Source organism: Levilactobacillus fujinensis, from assembly GCF_003946335.1.
Taxonomy (GTDB): domain Bacteria; phylum Bacillota; class Bacilli; order Lactobacillales; family Lactobacillaceae; genus Levilactobacillus; species Levilactobacillus fujinensis.
Genome location: NZ_RHNX01000024.1, coordinates 37,697 through 51,997, shown reverse-complemented (window position 1 = coordinate 51,997; position 14,301 = coordinate 37,697). Strand labels below are relative to the sequence as shown.

The window sequence follows — 14,301 nt, the reverse complement described above, 5'->3', positions numbered from 1 at the left end:
GAACTCAAACGTATATTTCTTCATAAAACCACCTCAAAATTATTAGTCTTTCTGTCTAATAATTTTACGGCACTTCATCTTTTCCGGCTTACATCGTGGGACGACCTGGGAGACGCCTGATTTTTGCGGCTTTCAGGCGAGCTGGAAGCCCGCCCTTTGGCTGGAAGCGTTCCCCACAGCCAGCGGAATCCCTGACGGCCGGAGTGCGGCTGTTTTCACTAATTTAGCCGTGATAATTCCTATTGTCGCAAGAGTAATGCAAAAATTTTGGCTTTCAACCTTTAGACTTTAGTAAAAAAAGTCGGCCGAGATAACTTCTCAACCGACCCCTGTTACAAAATTACAATTTAATCTTCCTGATATTCGACCGTCCGGTGTTGGATTCCGGCTTCTTCGAAGAGGTCCCCCACTGGCTTGAAGCCGAGTTCTTCATAGAACGCTAATGCCGTTAGTTGGGCGTCCAACTCGATATGGGCGACATCAGAGCTACGGGCGTCCTTAATAATCTGCTTGATCAATTCTCCCGCGTACCCCTGCTTACGGGCACTGGCCACCGTGGCGACACGTTGAATTTTGACCCGGTTGCCACCGAGCATGTCGATCCGTGCGGTCGTAACGGGTTTGTCGTCGACGTAACCCACGTAATGCATCTTATCCTCATCGGTCCCATCCAACTCAATTTTCGGGTCGATGCCTTGTTCACCGATGAAGACCTCCTTGCGAATTGCCAAAGCGTCGTCATAACAAGGATTTAATTTTCCCCATGCCATTCTACATTCCATCAAACCAACCTCATTTCTAATCTTTTTGATTGTAGCTTAGGACCTGAATGTCATTCGGCGTCAACAGTAACTTGGTGACACTCCCGTTGGCTGGGCGCACACTCAGATCAAATTTACCCTGACCATAGCGCTCCATCAGACTCAGCAGTGTGTTGCCATGACTAATCATCAAGACATTATCGCCGTCATGCACAGCCTCGTTGTGCCGAATCAGGTCAAATCCCTGGTCAACTCGTGTCCAATATTCCGCGTTGTTTTCAGCCTGGTGGAACGGATCGGCTTCCTTTAAAAAGTCCTTGGCCTTACCAATTGAATACTTCTCCTCGATAGCCTTAAAGCTTGGCACGCCATGCGGTGCCCCTGCCACGTACCAAGCCTGTGCCATATCAGTACCTTCATAATACCCGTAGAACTCTTCCCTAAAGAATGGTGCCGCGGTCAGCTGCGCCGCTGGTTGGGACTGATTGGCCGCTAAAATGGTTCGTGCGGTCTGTTCCGCCCTGGTTGTGTCACTACAGTAGGCCGCCGCAAACTGAACGTCCTTGAGCCGTTCACCGGCACCCTTGGCGTCCGCAATTCCTGCTTCGGTTAGCGGTGAGTTACTCCATCCCTGCAACTTATTATAGATGTTAAAGTACGTTTGACCATGCCGTACCACATATAAGGTTACTTGCTTATCCATTCAACGCCACACCTTTCCTAAATCATCAGGTCCATTGACTCTAGTGTACCAAAGAATGCCAAGGTAGCGGTTACAATTTAACAATCTGACTTAAAGTTTTCCTAAACTTCGGCCAAAAGTTGCCAGCAGAGGCGGTTCTTTGCTAGGATAGACAAAATGTCTTTTTTACCATGAAGGCTGGTGCGCTTTCAGGCCGCAGTACCTTCACAATAGGCGAAACTCTTGGCAGCCGTAGCTCGGCCGGTATCCACACAGGCTTTTAGCCTTTAGTATAGTTACCCTATCTATGGTAAAATAAGACGATTACAGGTGTTAATGAAGGAGCGAAATATCGTGGAACGTTTCAAAAGAATCTGGGCTAGGACAGGGACCCGGATGGGATTTGTGACCTTAATGGTCGTCCTGTTTTGGTTAAAAACTCTAGTCGCCTATTTCGTCGACTTCAAGCTTAATTTAAGTGATCCGTTTCAGTTTTTGATTCTGTTACTGAACCCCCTCGCAACGACCATCCTGCTCTTCGGGTTAGCCCTTTACTTCAAGCGAGCACGTTTCTTTTATCCCTTTTTATTTTTAATTGACATTCTCAACACGCTATTGCTATACGTCAATGTCATCTACTTCCGAGAATTTACCGACTTCATGACCGTCAGCACGGTATTGGGCTACTCGAAGGTCGACCAAGGACTGTCCGGTAGTTCACTAGCGCTGACCTCGCCACACGACATTTTATTTTGGCTCGACCTAGTCGTCGTCCTAATTCTCATTGCCACGCGGCGCATCTACATCGACCCGCGTCCCGTCAACAAGCGAGTGGGCTTAGCCGTCACTTCCGCCGCGCTGCTGGCGTTCTCCGTCAACCTAACGTTTGGGGAAATGGATCGGCCCCAGCTTCTAACACGGACGTTTGACCGCACCTACGTGGTGAAATACCTGGGGCTCGACGCCTTTACCGTTTATGACGGTATCAAGTCCGGGCACACCAGTGAATTACGGTCGCACGCCAAGAAGTCTGAGCTGACCGGCATCCTGAAATACGTACACAAAAATTACGCTGCTCCAGATAAAAAGCTCTACGGTGTCGCCAAAAAGAAAAACGTCATTATCATTCACCTGGAAAGCTTCCAGCAATTCTTGATCAATAAGAAGATCAACGGTCAGGAAGTCACCCCTTTCCTGAACAAACTCTATAAGAGTAAGTCCACCTACAGTTTCGACAATTTCTTCCATGAGGTTGGTCAAGGAAAGACTTCTGATGCCGAAACAATGCTGGAAACTGGGACGTTTGGTCTCCCCCAAGGATCGCTTTTCACGCAACTTGGGAACGACAATACTTTCCAGGCCGCACCTGCCATCTTTGATCAGGCCGGCTATTCGACCGCCGTTTTCCACGGGAACGTTGCCAGCTTCTGGAACCGAAGCAACACCTACAAGAACCTTGGCTACCAATACTTCTTCGATGCCAGTTATTACGATACTTCTGGTGATAAATCACTGGGATATGGCTTAAAGGATAAGCTATTGTTCAACGATTCCGTAAAGTACCTGCAACATTTACAACAACCATTTTACGTGAAGTATCTGACCGTCACGAACCACTTCCCGTTCACCCTTGATAAGGAAGATTCGACCTTTAAGACGCCAAATACTGGTGACAAGACCGTCGACAACTACTTCAAGACGGCCCACTATCTCGACCAGTCCGTCAAAGAATTCTATGCTTATCTGAAGAAATCCGGATTGGCTAAGAATTCGCTGGTAATGATCTATGGGGACCATTACGGTATTTCTAATTCCTCGAACAAGAGCTTGGCAAAGCTACTCGGCGTCAATCCGGACGACTGGGATGATTACGACAATGCCCAGCTCCAGCGGGTCCCACTGATGTTTAACATGCCTGGCTACAAGAAGGGTAAGGTTGAACACACGTATGGTGGCGAAATTGACGTCCTGCCGACGCTTATGCACTTGATGGGGCTTAGTTCCAAGAAGTACATCCAATTTGGGACCGACCTCTTCTCAAAGGAACATAACCAGGTCGTCGCCTTCCGTAACCGTGACTGGGTCAGCCCAGACTACACATCGGTCGACGGTACCATTTATAGCAATAAGACACAACAGGAGATTCACCCGACTGGGGCGTTGAAGGCCAAGATTGAAAAGATGCAAAAGCACGTCAATCAAGGACTGAACTTCTCCGATTCACTGAACCAAAAGAACCTCCTACGCTTCTACCATCCTAAAGGCTTCACGGCCGTCGACCCATCGGATTACAATTACTCAGACGGGCTCGAAAAGGAAGAAAAGTTGGAGAAGAAGCTGGGCCTGAAGTCCACAAGTCTCTTCTCCAGAAATGGTGATAAGTCCACGCAACCGTTCTACCAGACGGACGCGCCAGAACTCAGCCACAAGACGACTGATTCCAACCGGATCAAGATCACCAACCAAGATGATACCAGTGGTAAATAACACGTTTAAAATCCGCCTAGCTAGTTTGCTGGGCGGATTTTTTAGTTCTGACTGAAGGTTGAAAGCCAAAAGTATTCATCTTACTCTTGCGACAGTAGGATTTATCACGGCTAAACCAGTGAAAACAGCCGCACTCCGGCTCTGATTGTGCGCGTCAAGTCCAATCACTGAATCCCAAGTGGCTGCTAAAGTTTAAGCATAATTCAGCAGCGTTCCTAGCGGCATGATTCATGTTGCCTCAGACCAACTACGTCAGCCCATATCTGCTAGCCGGTATGGCGATGGTTGGACAACACTGCCTAATTTTAGGCCCAGTATCGTTGTGACAACAGTCATAATGTGTGTTTTGAGACTTTCAACCTCAGTATCAGCTAAAGAAGCTGGCCGTTCGATCTTTCAGTCGAATGGTCAGCTTCTTTGGTGTTTGGGCGAAACTGTTTTATTGTTGAGTCGTAATGGAGGTACTGTGAACGGGACCGCGGCGATCGGGGAAAAACTTACTCATGATAGCTTGGACTGCAATTGGTGCCTCACCATACCCCGTCGCAATCAACGGTTGTTTACCAGGATACATGACCCCATCGCCAATGGCATAAATGCCGTCAACACTGGTGGCCATAGTCCTGTCCACGGAAATTAATCGCTGGTCCGCCGCCATATCCACGTCCCAGGCATCCAAGACGTGGTGGTCGGCGGTAAAGCCGTAGCTCACGACTAATTTGTCGACGACCTGATGCGTCATGTCATCCGTGACCCCCACTGGCTTCAAGGTAACATCGAGTTGGTCGCCGGTAGCCTGCAGATCACGAATCAGATATGGCGTCTTCACGTTGACCGTCGAGGCGTGTAGGAGGTCAACCATGTGCGCTAGCCCACGGAACTGCGCCCGCCGGTGAAGCAACGTCACTGACTTCGCAACTGGTTCCAGCATTAAAGCTTGGTCAATGGCCGCGTCACCGCCGCCAGCAACCATCACGACTTGGTCACGAAACGATTCCAGGTCACGCACGCTGTAAAAGAGTTGCTTCCCGGTAAAGACATCCGCGCCAGCCACATTTAATTTTCGCGGTGTAAAGGCGCCGTTCCCTACCGCAACGATGACGGCACGCGTCTGGGTCGTTCCTTTGGCCGTGGTGACTGTGAAACCAGTCGCATTCGGTGTAATATTGGTGACGGCTTGTCCCGTCTTAATCGTTAAGGGAAATTGCTGCAACTGTTTCTGCTGCGCGGCCACCAAGTCACGCCCTTTAATGGCGGGCAGTCCTGCTACATCCAGAATCGTTTTTTCTGGATACAGCGCGTTAACCTGACCGCCAAGCGCCGCCAGACTTTCTACGACCTGTGTTTTAGCATTGTGCATCCCGGCGTAAAAAGCCGCAAACATGCCGGCAGGTCCGCCGCCGACAATGGTAATATCGTATTTTTCCGTCATGAGTAAAGACTCCATTCTAAATTTTAGGAAGTGATCACCGTGAAACATCGCCGCGGCCTCACCGTTTTTATAACAGTTTTAATTGTCCTAAGTGGCCTCGGTTGGTGGTGGCACAGTCGCTGGCAAGTCCTGGATCAGGTTCGCGTACCCCAGACACACACCGCCACCCTCTTTCTGCCGGGAAATAGTGGTGCCTGGCTCTCGATGCGCAGTATGGTGCTGAGCTTAGATCGACCGCACCTTGCCTCATTTCCACTCACCGCGCGGGTCAGTCAGACTGGCCGGGTCACTTGGCAACAGCACCACGTCATCACTACCAATCCGCTGATTCCGATTATTTTTAAGGATAACACGCACGCCATGCGCCAGTCGCGTCAACTGATCACCGTACTCAATCAACTTCACGACCACTACGGCATCACCCACGTTAACTTCGTCGGCCATTCCTCAGGTGGCACAATTGCCTATGATTATCTGAATCATCGGCCTCAAGCTTCCGTAACGGTCAACCGATTGGTCTGCATTGGCGCCGATTTTCCAGGACGTCAGCCGCTAAAGTACCACTACCCGCAACTCCACATTCTTAATCTAGCCGGTGAAATTGGATCGGTGGGCAATGACAGCGAGGTTCCCGCCAATACGGTCACACCACTTCGTCATTTGGTCGCCGGTCATGTCGGAAGTTATCGTTATGAAGAGTTCCGTGGACCCATTTGGCAAACACAACACTCGCTATTACATGAAAATCCGCAACTCGACGTCAAAGTGATTCGGTATCTCTATCCGCCCAGCTGAGTACGCTTCAGAATTCGCTGGCCCTGTAACGTCCGGGCTTCACGTAACCCGGCATTGATCAGAACGAAAATAGCGACCCAGCCGGTAGTAATCAGCAGCCACTGCTGCAAGTAGAGAATATTTAATAGTGCAAATGGCGCGTTCCAGTCCCAGATAGCATGCAAGGCAATCGCCAGTAAATAGAAGCGCAGAAATTTCGGCTTGACCATGTTGCTCCCGGTCACTGGTTGATGTCCCTCTTTGGCTAAAATAATGGCCGCTCCCATAATGGCCGACCAGATGGTATGGGTCCCAATCGATTGCCAGCTGCGCATCAGTAACGTGACCAGGCCATACTGCCCCGTGTAACCAGCTGTCTCAAAGACCGCAAACCCAGCGCCGATGGCCGCTCCCACGAGTAGGCCGTTAAAAATGTAGTTGAGATGGAATCGATTAATGAAGGCCGCAATTACCAACATCTTAGCGGTCTCTTCGATGAACCCCACAATCAAGGCTGACTCCCACGACGTACCGTTTCCCGATGGAATCAGCGAATACAGAATCATCGTCGCAACCAGGGAAAGAATTCCCCCGACCAGAAAGACCGTCATCAACTGATAGACTGAGATATTACGAAAAACGTTGATTTCAAAAAACATGATCAGTAGCGAAAACGGCACGGTCAACGAGCCAATAAAAATCATGCCGGGCACCGCATTGTTGCTACGGAAGACCAAAAACAGCATGGCCAGTAAAACAAAACTAGCTCCCAGCAACGCAAAGACGCGCGAAAACAACCAGGGCTTCACCGGGGCCGCCGAAACGGCTTCCAGCGAGGGCGTGGTTTCTTTGGTGCCAACAATGAATAAGGCCTCGGCATCGTCACGGTCATGCGGTTTAAAAACTTCCGTGAACATGGAGAACAAGTGAATTTCAACAACTTTATTCTCCCCGGTCCATTCGTTCATTTCCTTTGTTGCATCATCTAATAAATGATTATGGTATTGAAACCGTCGTTTGAACGGCTTCACGGTCTCTTTTTCGGCCATTACCTTAATCTCCCTTCGTGTCTCTTAATTTTTAGGGGTCTAACGACATGACCTATGCTCCCCAAGATATCCAAGTAAGCCGAGGTGCGGTAGATATGGGTTCAGGCACGTCGTTCTACTCAGTCAGTGGGTGTGCTTGCTATATTTTCAATGTTGCAAAGCGCCCGCACACGGTTCCATCCTCTATCTAGTTCAAAACGACCGTGTCCTGAATCAATCCAAACTAGCCACTTTACCGACTAAACCTTTCTCATCCCTAATTGCGACATCACCGCCAAGTACAGTGATGAACAAGTCGATTCACTGGCATCGTGGTCTAACTGTGACTCTACTTTTGACCCTTCAGTCCTAATTAAGCCCGTTTTTTCGCTTGGCCTTCAGCATAGCCAGCGTGAGCAATTATTTTTTTATAATTGATGATACGCCCACAATACCCGTTAAAACCGGTTAAACCTGTCCCCTATCTTACCTTGAAGTCGGGTCAGCTTCAACTTGGTGTGCGAGTGAGCTTGCCAAATGTAACCAGTTACATTATAGTTAGAGTAGGCTTTATAGCTTAAATAAGAATCAAAGGGGAGACAATATATCATGGCAAAACGCAAAATGATTTTGGACTTAGATACTGGTATTGACGATTCTCTTGCAATCGCTTACGCATTAGGTGCTCCTGATGTTGACTTGATCGGGATCGTTGGCTCTTACGGCAACGTTGTCGTTGAAGCCGGTGGCCAAAACGCATTGAAGATTTTGGAATTATTGGGTCATACCGACATTCCAGTATACTTAGGTGAAAGTCATTCATCAACTTCAGATCACTTCGACCGTATGGAAGTTAGTGCAAACATTCACGGCCAAAATGGTATCGGTGAAGTTGAATTACCAGACCCAACCCGTGCAATCGAAAAAGAATCCGGTGTTGATTTCATTATCGACGCTGCACATAAGTACGGTAAGGACCTGACTTTGGTACCAACTGGTCCAATGACCAACTTGGCTGCCGCTTTAAAGAAAGCACCAGAAATTGCCCAAGAGATCGGTAATATGACCTTCATGGGTGGTGCTTTGACCATGCCTGGTAACGTTACTGCTTACGCTGAAGCCAACATCAACCAAGATGCCGAAGCTGCTAACGCCGTTTTAACTAGTCCACTTCACTCAACCATGGTTGGGTTGGATGTAACGCTGCGGACCCTCTTAACTAAGAAGGAAACCCAGCAATGGCGTGACTTAGGCACGGTTGCCGGTGAAAAATTTGCCGACATCGTTGACTACTACATTGAAGCTTACAAGCAATTCAACGACAACTTGGGTGGCTGTGCTTTGCATGACCCACTAGCTGTCGGGGTTGCTCTGGACCCTAGCTTCGTTACCACGATTGACTTGAACATGGTGGTTAACTACAACAAGGAAACCTACGGCCGGACTATCGGTGACGATAACCGTCTGAACGAACCTACAAATGTTAAGGTTGCCGTTATGGTTGACAAGGACCGTTACCTGAAGGTCTTCATGAACTACTTAACTGCTCTGTTCAAAGCTAACAAATAGACTAGATCGACATGATATCCCCTGATTGACCGCTAGCCCCACCCTGATGATGGGACAGCGGTTAATCCGTGGTGGTAAAACGATTTATGTCTGCCAAAAAGACGCTCGCCTAGCGGACGTCTTTTTTGTATGGTCTGGTCGAAAGACTTTACTCTGATTGGAAAATCCCCTAAACTATAGGGACAATCTCAAACGAAACGGAGGTGGCTGCCTTGCAACCCATCATTCAACCCGAACACCGCGTCATCAACGGTCTTAATTATCTTAGCGTTATCTTCATGCCGGTTGGCTTCCCTTTGCTAGTTCTAATTATTAGTGCCTTCACGCCGCTGGCACCAGATATTCGACGATCGGCCCGCCACGCGCTGGTCCTCCAACTGCTTCCCTTTATCAGCTTTATTGTCCTAATGCTGGGACTAGGAGGCATGTCTATCTTCACCGGCGTCAATAGTCGGCTATTGGTTGGCGGGGGCTTCCTGATCACTGCCCTACTCGTCTTGATCGGTGTGGGCCTCTATCTGTATAACATTTACCGTGCCATTCGAATCTTTGCGAGTTAGTTCAAATTCGACTGCATTACAACGCCCTTGGGGACGCATGATTTGGGCGGCTTTCCGGTAAACCGAAAACCTCTTCTTTGACTGGGGACGTCCCCACGGCAAGCAGAATCTCTGACAGCTGGCGTACGGCCGTTATCTCTAATTTAGTGATGACAATTTCTACGGTCACAAGAACAAGGTAAATATTTTGGTTTTCAACCCTTAGGAACAAGCAAAAAAGCGTCGCCACGATAACCGTGGCGACACTTTTTTCGATTGTCTCATTAAGATTTGTAGTTGAAGTTGTTGACCATGGTGGTGACACCTTGGTCTGCGTACTTCGTTGCGTATTCTTCTTGTTGTTCTACAGTTAAGGCACCAGAATCTTCAAAGGCCTTCAAGTATTGTTTGTACAACGTTGGCTTAACGTACTTCTTAGCGTAAGCTGCGGCTGGACTCTTCTTAACCTTAGTATACGTGTAAGTCGTTCCGGTCGTGCCTAAACGCCGACTAGCCTTGCTCCCCGTAAGTTTGGTCGTAAAGGTCGTGCTGGTCTTCTTGGTTAGTTTGAACGTGTAAACGGTCTTGGTCAATGACGTCGTTGTCTTGCCATCGGTCGTCGTAAACTTGATCAGCTTGTACTTGGTGGTTAACGTGCGCTTGTTCTTGCTGAGCTTGATGGACGTTGGTACCCCGTACTTCACGTTAGGCGTTGCGCCAAAGTCGCCAAGAATCAACATCTGACCGGTCTTCTTACCAGTCGTCTTGTAGGTCTTAAAATAAAAGGCTGTCTTTGATTTATCACTCTTGTAATAACGCTTTAAATCGGTATTCGTAAAAGTTGGCTTTGCTTTCGTCTTGGCACTGGCAACACTTGGTGATACCACGCCACCTAAAGTTCCTACAGCCATGACCACTAACCCTAACTTAATCCAAAAACGCTTCATACCAAAAATCCTCCTTCAAATCTTTCCTTAATTCATCCACTCATCTGTTTACATACTGCCATAGCGTTCTTCCAAACACAAGCAACATGCACAGGTTAATCTTTAAGTTCCGTAAACACCTGTTCCAGATAAGCCGCGATACCGGCCTCATTATTACTCTTCGGGGTAATGTGATTGGCTGCCTGCTTAACTTCTGGTTGCCCATTTAACATGGCAACCCCATCACCAGCGGCCTTGATCATCCCCAAATCATTTTCCGCATCGCCAAAAGCCATTAGATTACTAAAATCCCAGCCGAAGTGTGTTAACAGTTGGCCTAACCCAACCGCCTTATCCATATCAGCGGCCAAGAATTCCAAAATCTTGGGCTGCGAGCGTACCACGTGATACTGCTCACGTAGCGCCGGCGTTAAGTTTGCCACCACATCGTCCAAGACTGCCGGTGTTGTCGCCATAACAGCCTTACTGAACAAGTGATCCGGTAAGTCATTAAAGGCCGTTGGCGTAAACGTCATTGGGGCCTTCAACATTTGTTGATACTCCGACTTAGCGAGATCCGCAACTGGGTAAACCTGATCGAAATCCAGTACATCTAGCGGATAGCTATGCGCCGTCGCGAATGCATGGAGTGGCTTGAAATCGTTACGGCTCAAGCCGCTCTGAGCTAAGGCTTCCTTGGTCGTATTTTGAATCACTAACGCCCCGTTAAACGTAATCGTGTAATCCTCCGTGGTCGTTAGTCCCAGCTGCTCTAGATACCCCCAGATGGCGTTGATTGGTCGTCCAGTACACAGCACCACTTTAATCCCCGCTGTGTGCAACTGTCGTAGTGCAGCTGCGTTGGCCTCACTGATAGTCTTGTCCGTGTTGAGCAAAGTTTCATCTAGGTCGAGCGCAATCATCTTAATCATTCGTCATTGACCTCCGTTTCACTGTCTAGTTTACACGTAACTGCTACCGAAATAAACAGTGTTTCCGGGATAGTTATGCCAAGTTTACGGCATCAATTTAGACGGACACCACGCCCTTGTTTCAAAGTAAATACTGTTGAATCAAGCTGACGATCTGCTGATTTTCCGGAAGGTTGGCGTGATTAGCATTCGCCCCCGTGACCGTCATCTGCGTAAAACTCTTCACCTGCTTTTGGAAAATATACTTGCCCCGATTGACACTGTCAAATGGCACGATGCCATCTCCCGTGTAAGTCTTACTGCCCGCAATCGAGTATACGACCAACTGCTTGGGCAAGTGCTTACGGTTGGCACGCAGCCGATTGAATAATGGCGTATTCACCGTTGGATTCTGCTCCTCCAAATTAAACGGTGAAGCAATCGTTAACAACCGGTCAGCATGGACGTGGGTTGCGGCCAACTCGTCTTCCATGAACAGTGTCAAAACCAAACCGCCATTTGAATGCCCCATCGCCGAAAAGTGATTAAATCCATACGTCTTCTGTAGTGCACGAAAGGCAATGCCAAACCATTTGGCCTGATTCTCAATATTCTCAGTGCCATCGTGACGGTTCTCAAAGCCCACAACGATATACGGACGCATATCATCTTGGCGGACGGTTCCCGAATATTTCAGCGTACCATCCGTCATCACTTCAACACGTAAGAGACTATGCTTCGTCCCCGACTCCTTATTCAGTTCTTTGACCAGTGCGTTGAAACGATTCTGCGTCGCACTAGACCCCGGCACCAGAAATACCGGCGCAAACATACTACGATAATTCGCGCGGACATGGGCTTCCTGATGGGGACGCCAAATAAATCCGGGCAAGCAAAGTAAGAAGATAGCCCCTAAAATCAACCAAAAGCTTCGAAACGTGCGCTTGCTTCTCATATTCACTCACCCCTTCGCGCTAACTGGAACCATTTCACAAACGGATAATAGATTGCCGTGCTAATGCCAAGATTAATAATTGCCAGTATCAGAGCCGACCAACTACCACCAGTTCCCAAATAAGCGATCAACGGACCCGGGGTTCCATTTGCCAAAGGGTAAGCAACGGCCGGCACTAGCTGGAGGCGCACACAAGCCCAACTAATGAGGGTGCAAGTCAATGGTGCGAGTAAAAAAGGCACTGCTAAGATTGGACTAAATATTACTGGTAACCCTACCAACAACGGTGTATTCAGATTCCCCAATGTCGGCAACGCGCTTAACCACCCAACACGCCGTTGCAAAGCATCTGGTTTGCTCAAGAAGATGGCCAACAACAGGGCCAACGCCATCCCGGTTCCCCCCATTGTCGTATAAACGGTCACAATCGTGTGGAGCGTCACTGGATGTGGCAATTGCCACCCGCTATGCGTCAAAACGGCGGCCAAATTCTGCGCCGTTTCAATCGTCTGACCACTCCCAGCCGTCAAAGGGCCCAGTGCACCCATCCACTGTAATAAACTACTCAGTGTACTGAATCCCAGTAATCCCATGATGAAATGTGGTAGCTTAAAAGGCCAGCGCACGATACTGGCAAAGGCCACATTGAGCCCCACCGTCTGTGTACTGATCCACAGTAAGCCTAAGGCCGCCATGAGCAGTAACCACCCACTGGTGATCGTGAGTGTCCGGGGTAAATTCTCCTCGACTGTTGATTCACGTTGAAGCCACCACCGATAGCCATTACCGACTAGGAGTCCCATTAGGATACCGATGCAGACACCCTGAATGCCTAAGTTTGTCGAGAGCCACTGAACGGGCTTCAACGCGAGGACTGAAGACCGGTCCACGTTAAAGAATTTCAAACTGATTACGGCCGTCATACCGGCAATCAGCCGGTCGGTCGTATGCGGCGTGACGGACGCAACTAAATAGAAGCTCACCGCAAACGCGAGGAGGATTGCCGCAAAGCCAAGTGTTCCGGCACTAACTAACCGAAAGTATGCGCGCAACACCTTAAGTGGCCAGCTCCAATGACCAACGTCCAAGGTTTGGTAGTAGTAGCCTGTCTTCTGTAGCCATGCGCTATCAAAAAAATCCGCTAAGCTCCCAAGGAGAATGACTGGGAAAACCAACTTCAGTGATCGGTAAATTGCGTTTATTTGCCGACTGCGATGCCACCTGATTTCTAAGCCAATGAGATACTTCCCCAATGGACTAATTTGTGCCATAACCTCTCACCCCCATTACCAATGATTTTACGTGATAACGACAGTGTTGGGGGTCAAAAAATAATTGGTTCGGAAGTACCTCAAACTAGCCACGACTCTATCTGGTCCATGACCGCTCCTTGATCATTTGTTAGCAACGATACCGAGTTGGAACTGGCCAAGAGTTCAGGGGCAGCATTGGCCACGGCTAGCCCCTGACCAACCAGTTGTAGCAGGGCTAAATCGTTCCCTGAATCACCAAACGCCGCCATTTCAAGCGGATCAATCTGCCACAAACTCCCCAATTGACTGAGTGCAGCCGCCTTACTGACGGTCGGTAAACTTACATTAAGTCCACCCAGTCCGCTACTAGTGGCCCGTAGCTCTCCGGTAAACACCCGGTTAAAGTCTGCTTCTTGCTGGGCAACATCATCTCTCAGCCACGTCACATCTAATTTGAGAATCTCATCTTGAACGGCACTAAGCCGCGCAACACTGGTAAGACTCGGATAAAACGTCCGTGAGGCCTGAAATCGACTACTATCACTGGGCAGTTCAGTATACGCAGTCGCCGCCCCACAAGCAATCAGAAAGTTATCGGCCATAACGGGCGCCGTCTGAATCCATCGTACTGCCGCGCGCCAAGTCGCCGTGGGCATTGGATAAGACGTTAAAATCGTTCCGTCCGATAACGCCAGTAACGCCCCATCTTCCACAATGTAAGTTAGTTCAGTTGCATTCGCCAAGCCTGAAAATAAGCTTCTGGCGTGATCTAGTGGATCCCCGGTTGCAATCACGAAGCGTATCCCACGTTGTTTCATTTCCACTAAGAGTCGCTCAAAGCGGCGGTGGTCATAGCGACCCCTGTCGTTCAGAAACGTTCCGTCTAAATCCGTCGCAATTACCCGTGGTATCGTCATGACTGTACCCCCTTCAAAGTATTTCCATAGTACCTGACGCCTAATTAGGAAGCAACGAAAACTGCTT

At 48.9% G+C, this 14,301-nt stretch carries 13 protein-coding genes; 4 read left to right on the top strand and 9 right to left on the bottom strand.

Annotated features, from left to right (window positions below; translation table 11 throughout):
* Window positions 1-347: 347 nt before the first annotated feature.
* Window positions 348-782: a GNAT family N-acetyltransferase gene (locus EKM89_RS09385; RefSeq protein ID WP_125687939.1), complete on the bottom strand. Its 435-nt coding sequence runs from the start codon at window positions 780-782 to the stop codon at window positions 348-350.
* Window positions 783-798: 16 nt separating this feature from the next.
* Window positions 799-1,464: a histidine phosphatase family protein gene (locus tag EKM89_RS09380; protein WP_125687937.1), complete on the bottom strand. Its 666-nt coding sequence runs from the start codon at window positions 1,462-1,464 to the stop codon at window positions 799-801.
* Window positions 1,465-1,839: 375 nt separating this feature from the next.
* On the opposite strand from EKM89_RS09380, the gene EKM89_RS09375 reads away from it, so the two are divergent.
* Window positions 1,840-3,930 (top strand): LTA synthase family protein, encoded by a 2,091-nt coding sequence (locus EKM89_RS09375; RefSeq protein ID WP_318531000.1) that lies wholly within the window; start codon window positions 1,840-1,842, stop codon window positions 3,928-3,930.
* 439 nt (window positions 3,931-4,369) lie between these two features.
* Here the strand turns inward: EKM89_RS09375 and EKM89_RS09370 are convergent, their stop codons facing one another.
* Window positions 4,370-5,362, bottom strand: a complete 993-nt coding sequence (locus tag EKM89_RS09370; RefSeq protein WP_125687934.1) for an NAD(P)/FAD-dependent oxidoreductase — start codon at window positions 5,360-5,362, stop codon at window positions 4,370-4,372.
* A gap of 39 nt (window positions 5,363-5,401) precedes the next feature.
* Here EKM89_RS09370 and EKM89_RS09365 point away from each other — a divergent pair, with 39 nt between their 5' ends.
* The gene (locus EKM89_RS09365; RefSeq protein WP_125687932.1) at window positions 5,402-6,157 is read left to right on the top strand and encodes an alpha/beta hydrolase; all 756 of its coding nucleotides are present in this window, start codon (window positions 5,402-5,404) and stop codon (window positions 6,155-6,157) included.
* On the opposite strand, the gene EKM89_RS09360 is transcribed toward EKM89_RS09365, so the two are convergent.
* Window positions 6,142-7,185, bottom strand: a complete 1,044-nt coding sequence (locus EKM89_RS09360; RefSeq protein WP_125687930.1) for a PrsW family intramembrane metalloprotease — start codon at window positions 7,183-7,185, stop codon at window positions 6,142-6,144. The genes EKM89_RS09365 and EKM89_RS09360 overlap by 16 nt on opposite strands.
* Before the next feature lie 588 nt (window positions 7,186-7,773).
* On the opposite strand from EKM89_RS09360, the gene EKM89_RS09355 reads away from it, so the two are divergent.
* Both EKM89_RS09355 and EKM89_RS09350 read left to right on the top strand, forming a co-directional pair.
* A complete protein-coding gene (locus tag EKM89_RS09355; RefSeq protein ID WP_125687928.1) occupies window positions 7,774-8,733 on the top strand; it encodes a nucleoside hydrolase in 960 nt (319 codons plus the stop codon).
* A 212-nt stretch (window positions 8,734-8,945) separates the two neighbouring features.
* A complete protein-coding gene (locus EKM89_RS09350; protein WP_125687926.1) occupies window positions 8,946-9,293 on the top strand; it encodes a hypothetical protein in 348 nt (115 codons plus the stop codon).
* 263 nt (window positions 9,294-9,556) lie between these two features.
* Here the strand turns inward: EKM89_RS09350 and EKM89_RS09345 are convergent, their stop codons facing one another.
* The 5 genes from EKM89_RS09345 to EKM89_RS09325 form a co-directional block, all read right to left on the bottom strand.
* On the bottom strand, window positions 9,557-10,219 hold the full coding sequence (locus tag EKM89_RS09345; RefSeq protein ID WP_125687924.1) for a hypothetical protein: 663 nt from the start codon (window positions 10,217-10,219) through the stop codon (window positions 9,557-9,559).
* Between the two features lie 95 nt (window positions 10,220-10,314).
* Window positions 10,315-11,130 carry a Cof-type HAD-IIB family hydrolase gene (locus EKM89_RS09340; RefSeq protein WP_125687922.1) on the bottom strand — a complete coding sequence of 272 codons (816 nt, stop codon included), beginning with the start codon at window positions 11,128-11,130 and terminating at the stop codon, window positions 10,315-10,317.
* A 121-nt stretch (window positions 11,131-11,251) separates the two neighbouring features.
* Window positions 11,252-12,064 carry an alpha/beta hydrolase gene (locus tag EKM89_RS09335; RefSeq protein ID WP_125687920.1) on the bottom strand — a complete coding sequence of 271 codons (813 nt, stop codon included), beginning with the start codon at window positions 12,062-12,064 and terminating at the stop codon, window positions 11,252-11,254.
* A gap of 2 nt (window positions 12,065-12,066) precedes the next feature.
* The gene (locus EKM89_RS09330; protein WP_125687919.1) at window positions 12,067-13,335 is read right to left on the bottom strand and encodes a PTS transporter subunit EIIC; all 1,269 of its coding nucleotides are present in this window, start codon (window positions 13,333-13,335) and stop codon (window positions 12,067-12,069) included.
* 80 nt (window positions 13,336-13,415) lie between these two features.
* The gene (locus EKM89_RS09325; protein WP_125687917.1) at window positions 13,416-14,234 is read right to left on the bottom strand and encodes an HAD-IIB family hydrolase; all 819 of its coding nucleotides are present in this window, start codon (window positions 14,232-14,234) and stop codon (window positions 13,416-13,418) included.
* Window positions 14,235-14,301 lie beyond the last annotated feature (67 nt).